Origin of the sequence: Streptomyces sp. RP5T, from assembly GCF_003933965.1 — a bacterium.
In the GTDB taxonomy this organism is placed as follows: domain Bacteria; phylum Actinomycetota; class Actinomycetes; order Streptomycetales; family Streptomycetaceae; genus Streptomyces.
In genome coordinates, this window is sequence record NZ_RSAJ01000368.1 from 1 (window position 1) to 8,397 (window position 8,397).

Annotated in this window: 8 protein-coding genes; 4 read left to right on the forward strand and 4 right to left on the reverse strand. The window is 69.3% G+C overall.

Annotated features, from left to right (window positions below; all coding sequences use genetic code 11):
- Positions 1 to 260 precede the first annotated feature (260 nt).
- Both EHS43_RS29990 and EHS43_RS29995 read right to left on the reverse strand, forming a co-directional pair.
- The gene (locus EHS43_RS29990; protein WP_125193854.1) at positions 261 to 731 is read right to left on the reverse strand and encodes a RidA family protein; all 471 of its coding nucleotides are present in this window, start codon (positions 729 to 731) and stop codon (positions 261 to 263) included.
- A complete protein-coding gene (locus EHS43_RS29995; protein ID WP_086724107.1) occupies positions 728 to 892 on the reverse strand; it encodes a DUF4177 domain-containing protein in 165 nt (54 codons plus the stop codon). Before EHS43_RS29995 ends, EHS43_RS29990 begins: the two co-directional genes overlap by 4 nt.
- A gap of 165 nt (positions 893 to 1,057) precedes the next feature.
- Here EHS43_RS29995 and EHS43_RS30000 point away from each other — a divergent pair, with 165 nt between their 5' ends.
- Together EHS43_RS30000 and EHS43_RS30005 are read left to right on the forward strand one after the other, a co-directional pair.
- Positions 1,058 to 2,035: an ArsA-related P-loop ATPase gene (locus tag EHS43_RS30000; RefSeq protein ID WP_125193855.1), complete on the forward strand. Its 978-nt coding sequence runs from the start codon at positions 1,058 to 1,060 to the stop codon at positions 2,033 to 2,035.
- Complete coding sequence (locus EHS43_RS30005) at positions 2,032 to 3,411, forward strand: ArsA family ATPase (protein ID WP_125193856.1); 1,380 nt, start codon at positions 2,032 to 2,034, stop codon at positions 3,409 to 3,411. Before EHS43_RS30000 ends, EHS43_RS30005 begins: the two co-directional genes overlap by 4 nt.
- A 192-nt stretch (positions 3,412 to 3,603) precedes the next feature.
- On the opposite strand, the gene wblA is transcribed toward EHS43_RS30005, so the two are convergent.
- Positions 3,604 to 3,942, reverse strand: a complete 339-nt coding sequence (gene wblA, locus EHS43_RS30010) for a transcriptional regulator WblA (protein WP_030324083.1) — start codon at positions 3,940 to 3,942, stop codon at positions 3,604 to 3,606.
- Between the two features lie 540 nt (positions 3,943 to 4,482).
- Between wblA and EHS43_RS30020 the strand changes: the two genes are divergently transcribed.
- Positions 4,483 to 6,753, forward strand: coding sequence for a transglycosylase domain-containing protein (locus EHS43_RS30020; protein WP_125193857.1), 2,271 nt, complete (start codon positions 4,483 to 4,485; stop codon positions 6,751 to 6,753).
- A 150-nt stretch (positions 6,754 to 6,903) separates the two neighbouring features.
- Here the strand turns inward: EHS43_RS30020 and EHS43_RS30025 are convergent, their stop codons facing one another.
- Complete coding sequence (locus EHS43_RS30025; protein ID WP_125193858.1) at positions 6,904 to 7,368, reverse strand: GatB/YqeY domain-containing protein; 465 nt, start codon at positions 7,366 to 7,368, stop codon at positions 6,904 to 6,906.
- 100 nt (positions 7,369 to 7,468) lie between these two features.
- Between EHS43_RS30025 and EHS43_RS30030 the strand changes: the two genes are divergently transcribed.
- Positions 7,469 to 8,395, forward strand: a complete 927-nt coding sequence (locus EHS43_RS30030) for a metallophosphoesterase (protein WP_125193859.1) — start codon at positions 7,469 to 7,471, stop codon at positions 8,393 to 8,395.
- Positions 8,396 to 8,397: the final 2 nt, after the last annotated feature.

Consider the following 8,397-nt stretch of genomic DNA (forward strand, 5'->3'; position numbering starts at 1 on the left):
GGCCGGTCGGAGGCAACGGCGCCGGACCTGGGCGGGCACCTATGGCGGTGCCCAGCGGTGTCGTCGGGCAGGCACGGGGCGGGTCGTGGCCGGTCGCGCAGTTCCCCGCGCCCCTGGGGAGTTCCAGTCACCCGTGCCACGACGGGCCGTTCTCACCTCGGCCCACCACGACGGGCTGTTCCGAGCCGGCCACACCACGAAGGGCCGTTCTCACTTCGGCCCACCACGACACATCCGCCCGCGCCCAGCCGCCGCAGGCATCACGCCCCGGTCAGCTCCACCTGCACCTCGACCTCGACCGGCGCGTCCAGCGGGAGCACCGCCACGCCCACGGCACTGCGCGCGTGCACGCCCTTGTCGCCGAGCACCTCGCCCAGGAGTTCGCTCGCGCCGTTGATCACGCCCGGCTGGCCCGTGAAGTCCGAGGCCGACGCCACGAAGCCCACGACCTTCACCACGCGCGCGATCCGGTCCAGGTCGCCGGCCACGGACTTCACCGCCGCCAGCGCGTTCAGCGCGCACGTGCGGGCCAGCGCCTTCGCCTCGTCGGCCGTGACCTCCGCGCCCACCTTGCCGGTGACCGGAAGCTTGCCGTCGACCATGGGCAGCTGACCGGAGGTGTACACGTACACGCCCGACTGCACGGCCGGCTGGTACGCGGCCAGCGGCGGCACGACCTCCGGCAGCGTCAGCCCCAGCTCCGCGAGCCGCGCCTCGACCGCCCCGCTCACGCCGTCTTCTCCCGCTTCAGGTAGGCCACCAGCTGCTCGGGGTTGTTCGGTCCGGGCACGACCTGCACGAGCTCCCAGCCGTCCTCGCCCCAGGTGTCCAGAATCTGCTTCGTGGCGTGGACGAGCAGCGGCACGGTCGCGTATTCCCACTTCTTGGTCATGCGGCCGACTTTAGCCGCTGCTCACCCCTGGCTTTCAGCCGCTGCTCACCCCCGGCCTCAGCCACTGCTCAACCCCGGCCTCAGCCGCCGCTCACCCACAACCGGGGCCCGCGTTATCCACAGCCTCCTGCTTAGGTTCGCCGTCGACTGGTTACGCTCGAATACGTGAGCAGGCTCCAGGTCGTCAGCGGCAAGGGCGGGACCGGAAAGACCACGGTCGCCGCAGCCCTCGCGCTGGCCCTCGCCACCGAGGGGAAGCGGACGCTTCTCGTCGAGGTGGAGGGTCGCCAGGGAATCGCGCAGCTCTTCGAAACGGAGGCGCTGCCCTACGAGGAGCGGAAGATCGCCGTCGCTCCGGGGGGCGGGGAGGTGTACGCACTGGCCATAGACCCCGAACTGGCCCTTCTGGACTACCTCCAGATGTTCTACAAACTCGGCGGAGCGGGACGCGCCCTGAAGAAGCTCGGCGCGATCGACTTCGCGACCACCATCGCGCCCGGCCTCAGGGACGTCCTGCTGACGGGCAAGGCGTGCGAGGCGGTCCGCCGCAAGGGCAAGTCCGGTCGGTTCGTCTACGACTACGTCGTGATGGACGCGCCCCCCACCGGCCGCATCACCCGCTTCCTGAACGTCAACGACGAGGTCGCGGGCCTCGCCAAGATCGGCCCGATACACAATCAGGCGCAGGCCGTGATGCGGGTGCTGAAGTCCAAGGAGACGGCCGTCCACCTGGTGACGCTCCTGGAGGAGATGCCCGTCCAGGAGACCGCGGACGGCATCGCCGAACTGCGGGCCGCCCACCTGCCCGTGGGCCGGATCGTCGTGAACATGGTGCGCCCGGAGGTGTTGGACGGCACCGATCTGGAACTCGTACGGACCACACAGCGTTCGGCGGTGGCGAAGGCTCTGTCCGCGGCGGGACTCGGCGGCGCCCGTCGCGGGGGCCACGCCGAGAAGCTGGTCGACCCGCTGATCCAGCAGGCCGAGGAGTACGGCGAGCGGTACGCACTGGAGCACGAACAGCGCTCGGCCCTCGGCGAGCTGGGGCTGCCGCTGCACGAACTGCCCTTGCTGACCGAGGGCATGGACCTGGCGGGTCTGTACGAACTGGCCACCGAGCTGCGGAAGCAGGGAATGTCATGAGCCCGGACGCCGACGCGCACGACCGGCACCACCGTCTTTCCCCCGCCCCCGTGCTCGATCTCGATCCGCTGATCGACGATCCGGGCACCCGCATCGTGGTGTGCTGCGGTTCGGGCGGCGTCGGCAAGACCACGACTGCGGCGGCCCTCGGCCTGCGCGCCGCCGAGCGGGGCCGCAAGGTCGTCGTCCTCACCATCGACCCGGCCCGCCGGCTCGCCCAGTCGATGGGCATCGACTCGCTGGACAACGTCCCGCGCCGGGTCAAGGGCCTCGACGACTCCGCGAGCGGCGAGCTGCACGCGATGATGCTCGACATGAAGCGCACCTTCGACGAGATCGTCGAGGCGCACGCGGACGCGGAGCGGGCGTCCGCGATCCTGAACAACCCCTTCTACCAGTCGCTCTCGGCGGGCTTCGCGGGCACGCAGGAGTACATGGCGATGGAGAAGCTCGGGCAGTTGCGGGCCCGGGACGAGTGGGACCTGATCGTCGTCGACACGCCCCCCTCGCGTTCCGCCCTCGACTTCCTGGACGCGCCGAAGCGGCTCGGCTCCTTCCTCGACGGACGGCTCATCCGGCTGCTCACCGCACCGGCCAAGCTGGGCGGACGGGCGGGGATGAAGTTCCTGAACGTCGGGATGTCGATGATGACCGGCACCCTCGGCAAACTGCTGGGCGGTCAGCTCCTCAAGGACGTCCAGACGTTCGTGGCCGCGATGGACACGACGTTCGGCGGGTTCCGCACGCGCGCGGACGCGACGTACAAGCTGCTCCAGGCGCCCGGGACGGCGTTCCTGGTGGTCGCCGCCCCGGAGCGGGACGCGCTGCGCGAGGCCGCGTACTTCGTGGAGCGGCTGGCCGCGGAGCGCATGCCGCTCGCCGGCCTGGTGCTCAACCGCGTCCACGGCAGCGGCGCCGACCGGCTCTCGGCCGAGCGGGCGCTCGCGGCCGCGGAAAATCTTGAAGAGGTCCGCATTGTCGATCAGGAGGGCGGGAAAGCTGGACTTCGTAACTCTCCCGACACGTACGGCAGTTCAGAATCTCCCGCTTCCGAGGCCCCGGCTCCTGACGAAGGCTCCCCCGCCGACCCGCAGAACCCGAGCTCGAAGCGCACGGAGAACGAGCGGTCCGCCCCTTCGGCCGACCGGTCCGTCGACCAGCTCACCGCGGGCCTGCTGAGGCTGCACGCGGATCGTATGCAGCTGCTCTCCCGCGAGCAGCGCACGCGTGACCGCTTCACCGCGCTGCACCCCGAGGTGGCGGTGGCCGAAGTGGCCGCGCTCCCCGGGGATGTGCATGACCTCGCGGGACTGCGGGACATCGGAAACCGGCTCGCGGCCGGGCGGCCGGAGCTGCCCGAGACCGCGGTGGACTGACCTGGGCTCGGAGGCTCGACGCCCTGGCCGTAAGGCGCTCTGGCCGTAACGCGCTCTAGCCGTAAGGCCGAAACCCGAGCCGGAACGCCAACGCCCGGCTCGGAGGCCCGACATCCGAGGCCCTCGGGACCCCAGGGCCTAGGGACACCAGGTCCCTGGATCCCCTCGTCCGCGGGGCGTCCCCCGTCCCGCTCAGCTCACCGCCGCGTAGTTCTCGTAGATCTCGTCGTCCTCGAGGGGCAGGATGCCGACCCCCCGCTCGTACTCGACGCGCGCCGTCTCCAGCAGCCTGCGCCACGACGTGACCGTCGGACGCCGGCGCAGCAGGGCGCGGCGCTCGCGCTCTGTCATGCCTCCCCACACGCCGAACTCGACGCGGTTGTCCAGCGCGTCGGCGAGGCACTCCGTACGCACCGGACATCCGGTGCACACCGCCTTCGCCCGGTTCTGCGCTGCTCCTTGAACGAACAGTTCATCCGGATCGGTAGTGCGGCAGGCCGCCTGCGCACTCCAGTCGACTACCCAGCCCATACCGGCGCCGTCCTCTCCCGAATCGAGGCTCCCCCACGGCGGCAGCGGCATATTCACCGCCGCCAGTTGAGGACGTTACGGAAGGCAGGCACAGCGCAACACCCCCTTCGGGCCCAATCTTGAATGGCCCGAACGGACTATGCGTAAGCGGCAGATCACCCGGGGGAGTGAGCCCGCGACATACATGACTATCCCGACAAACCGGGACACTTGTCTTGCGTCACAACGGGCACCTGATGACACACAAGGCGGATTCGGACACGTCCCCACCAAAAAAGTCGGGGAACATCCAGAACGATTCGGGGTCGACGGACGTATTGATACGTGGCCCTACTGCTGTGACAGTTGAGAGCAGCTTAGGCCAACGCCTGCGCGCGTGTCCGGCGAATGCGAAGGTAGGGCGCTGCTGTCGTCATGCCCGCTCCGACGCGGTCGTGCCCGCTCGCGTCGCCGTGCCGTGACAGGGAATCCCGCTTCCGTCGCCATGCCGTGACATGGGCTCCCTCGGAACGCTCATGAGGACGGATTAGGCTGCCCCCTATGTCGAAGAAGCGCTCGGGCGGCGGTCTGTCACCCACGCAGCAGGCCGCCAAGTTCCTCGGTGTCAGTGTCCTCGCGGGAGCGGTGATGGCCGGCATCGCGCTGCCCGCGGCCGGCGCGCTGGGACTCGCGGCCAAGGGGTCGGTGGAGAGTTTCGACGACCTCCCGACCAACCTGAAGACCCCACCGCTGAGCCAGCGGACCACGATCCTCGACAACGAGGGCGGCACCATCGCCACGGTGTACTCCCGCGACCGTACGGTGGTCGAGCTCAAGGACATCTCGCCGTACATGCAGAAGGCGATCGTCGCGATCGAGGACTCGCGCTTCTACCAGCACGGCGCGGTCGACCTGAAGGGCGTCCTGCGCGCGCTCAACAAGAACGCCCAGAGCGGCGGCGTCGCCCAGGGCGCCTCCACGCTGACGCAGCAGCTCGTGAAGAACGTCGCGGTGGAGGAGGCCGGTGACGACCCGACGAAGGTCGCCGAGGCCACCCAGCAGACCATCGGCCGCAAGATCCGCGAGCTGAAGTACGCGATCCAGCTCGAAGAGGAACTCGGCAAGAAGAAGATCCTCGAGAACTACCTGAACATCACGTTCTTCGGCCAGCAGGCGTACGGCGTCGAGGCAGCCTCCCAGCGGTACTTCTCCCGGCACGCCAAGGACCTCAGCCTCGAGCAGTCGGCCCTGCTCGCGGGCATCGTCCAGTCCCCCAGCCGCTACGACCCCGTCAACGACGAGGCCGAGGCGACCAAGCGGCGCAACACCGTGCTCCAGCGGATGGCCGAGGTGGGCGACGTCTCGCAGGCGGAGGCCGACAAGGCCAAGGAGCAGCCGCTGGGCCTCAAGGTCAGCAAGCCGAAGAACGGCTGCATCACCGCGGTCAAGGGCGGCGGCTTCTTCTGCGACTACGTCCGTGAGGTCTTCCTGACCGACCCGGTCTTCGGCAAGACCAAGGAGGCCCGGGCCAAGGTCTGGAACCAGGGCGGCCTGACCATCCGCACCACCATGGACCCGCAGGCCCAGAAGTCGGTGCAGAACTCCATCAAGGAGCACGTCTACCAGAAGGACGACGTGGCCACCGCGGCCACCATCGTCCAGCCCGGCACCGGCAAGATCCTGGCGATGGGCCAGTCGCGGCCGTACGGCATCAACAACAAGAAGAACGAGACGACGATCAATCTCTCGGTCAATGGCTCCATGGGCGGCGGAGCGGGCTACCAGCCCGGTTCGACGTTCAAGCCGATCGTGGCCGCGGCCGCCATAGAGGGCGGCAAACCGGCGACGCAGATCTACTCCTCGCCGTACAAGATGGACTACCCGAGCCCGGTCCAGCTCTGCGACAGCAAGGTCTGGAACGAGAAGGGCGTCTCGCTCACCAACGAGAACGAGTCCGAGGTCGGCCCGTACGACATGAAGACCGCGACCGCGAAGTCGGTCAACACCTATTACGTGCAGCTGATCAGCGACATCGGTGTCTGCCCGGTGACGGAGATGGCCGCGAAGATGGGGGTCGAACGCGCGGACGGCGGCAAGCTGCAGCAGCGGCCCTCGATCGCCCTGGGCACCCAGGAGGTGTCCCCTCTGACGATGGCGAACGCGTACGCGACCTTCGCCTCGCGCGGGATGTACTGCACCCCGATCGCCATCGAGTCGATCACCCAGCGGGCCGGAGACAAGTCGAAGTCCCTCCAGGTGCCGAAGTCGACCTGCTCGCGGGCGATGTCCGAGAACACCGCCGACACCATAAACACACTCCTCAAGGGCGTGGTCGAGGACGGTACGGGCTCCGAGGCGGGCCTCGGCCCCAGCCGTGACAGCGCGGGCAAGACGGGTACGACCGACGAGCGCTACGCGGCCTGGTTCGTGGGCTACACGCCGAACATGGCCGGCGCGGTCTGGGTCGGCGACCCGGCGCACAAGCGCAAGATGCAGAACATCACCATCGGCGGCATCGGCTACGGCAAGGTCTTCGGTGGCAAGGTCCCCGGCCCGATCTGGCGCGACATGATGACCGGCGCGCTGGAGGGCAAGGAAGCCCCGCAGTTCAACACCGTCTACATCCCCGACATGCCGAAGAAGGAAGACCCCGGCAAGGGCAACGACGACGGTGGCAACGGCGACAACCGCGGGAACGACAACGGCGGCAACGGCAACGGCGGGAACGACGGCAACACCACCTTCCCGACGCCGAGCTTCTCCATCCCGGAGGGCTTCATCCAGGGCACGACCAACGGGAACGGCAACGGGGGCGGGGGCGGACACGGCTGACGTCCGCACCGCCATGCACGGCACCGCCATGCACGCATGAGAGCCCGGCCCCGCGCGTTCAGCGGGGCCGGGCTCTCGTATGTCTGTGAGGTGCTGCTGTCAGCCCTGTGCTGTTCTCAGCCGGATGCTGCTCTCAGCCGGGTGCTGTTCTCAGCCGGCCAGGTGCTTCTTCACCGCGGCGGCGACGCGGCCGCCCTCCGCCAGGCCCGCGACCTTCGGGTTCACGATCTTCATGACGGCGCCCATGGCCCGCGGCCCCTCCGCCCCGGCCGCCCTGGCCTCGGCGACGGCCTGGCCGACGACGTCGTTCAGCTCCTCGTCGCTGAGCTGCTTGGGCAGGTACTCGGCGAGGACCCCGCCCTCCGCCTTCTCCCGCTCGGCGGACTCGGCGCGACCACCCTGCGCGAAGGCGTCCGCGGCCTCACGGCGCTTCTTCGCCTCCTTGGCGATCACCTTGAGCACCTCGGCGTCGGAGAGCTCGCGCTTCTCCTTGCCGGCGACTTCCTCGTTGGTGATCGCGGCGAGCGTCATCCGGAGCGTCGAGGAGCGCAGCTCGTCGCGCCCCTTGATCGCGGCGTTGAGGTCTTCCTGCAGCTTCGACTTGAGCGTGGTCATGGGGTCGATTGTCGCAGGTGCCGGGTGAGGGGCGCCCGCGCATTTACCGGGCGGCGGGCGTCCGGTCGGGGATGCCCTCGTGATCTGACACGATGGAGGCATGCGCGCGCGATACGGAGTTCCCTTGGGGATCGCGGCGGTTGGCGCCGCCGGTCTCGTCTACTCGGCTGGTTTCGAAGCCCGTTCCTTCCGGCTGCGAAGAGTGACGGTCCCCGTCCTGCCGTCCGGCATGCGCCCCCTGCGAGTGCTCCAGGTCTCCGACATCCACATGGTCGGCGGCCAGCGCAAGAAGCAGCGCTGGCTGCGCTCGCTGGCGGGCCTGCGCCCGGACTTCGTGATCAACACGGGCGACAACCTGTCGGACCCGGAGGGCGTGCCGGAGGTCCTGGACGCGCTGGGCCCGCTGATGGAGTTCCCCGGCGCGTACGTCTTCGGCTCCAACGACTACTACGGTCCGACCTTCCGCAACCCCGCCCGCTACCTGCTCGAGAAGGCCCAGGGCCGCCACGGCCTGAACGGCAACGCCCGCGCCGTAGGTGTCACCCACAACCCGTGGGAGGACCTGCGGGACGGTTTCGACGCGGCGGGCTGGCAGAACCTCACGAACACGCGGGGCATGCTGAAGATCGAGGGCGCGTCGGTGGAGCTGACCGGCCTGGACGACCCGCACATCAAGCGGGACCGTTACGCCGAGGTGGCCGGCGGCCCCTCGGGCGCGGCCGACTTCTCGATGGGCGTGGTGCACGCACCGTATCTGCGCGCCCTGGACGCGTTCGCCGCCGACGGTTACCCGCTGATCCTGGCCGGCCACACCCACGGCGGCCAGCTCTGCCTCCCCTTCTACGGCGCCTTCGTCACCAACTGCGACCTGGACACCGACCGGGTGAAGGGCCTGTCCCGGCACACGGCGGAGGGCAGGACGTCGTATCTGCACGTCTCGGCGGGCTGCGGCACGAGCCGCTACACGCCGGTACGGTTCGCGTGCCCGCCCGAGGTGACGCTGCTGACGCTGGTGGGCCGGGAGTAGGC

Coding starts and splice junctions, on each gene's coding strand:
- EHS43_RS30025 (WP_125193858.1), bottom strand. CDS start 7,368: ATGACCACGCTCAAGTCGAAGCTGCAGGAAGACCTCAACGCCGCGATC.
- EHS43_RS29995 (WP_086724107.1), bottom strand. CDS start 892: ATGACCAAGAAGTGGGAATACGCGACCGTGCCGCTGCTCGTCCACGCC.
- EHS43_RS30005 (WP_125193856.1), top strand. CDS start 2,032: ATGAGCCCGGACGCCGACGCGCACGACCGGCACCACCGTCTTTCCCCC.
- EHS43_RS30030 (WP_125193859.1), top strand. CDS start 7,469: ATGCGCGCGCGATACGGAGTTCCCTTGGGGATCGCGGCGGTTGGCGCC.
- wblA (WP_030324083.1), bottom strand. CDS start 3,942: ATGGGCTGGGTAGTCGACTGGAGTGCGCAGGCGGCCTGCCGCACTACC.
- EHS43_RS30020 (WP_125193857.1), top strand. CDS start 4,483: ATGTCGAAGAAGCGCTCGGGCGGCGGTCTGTCACCCACGCAGCAGGCC.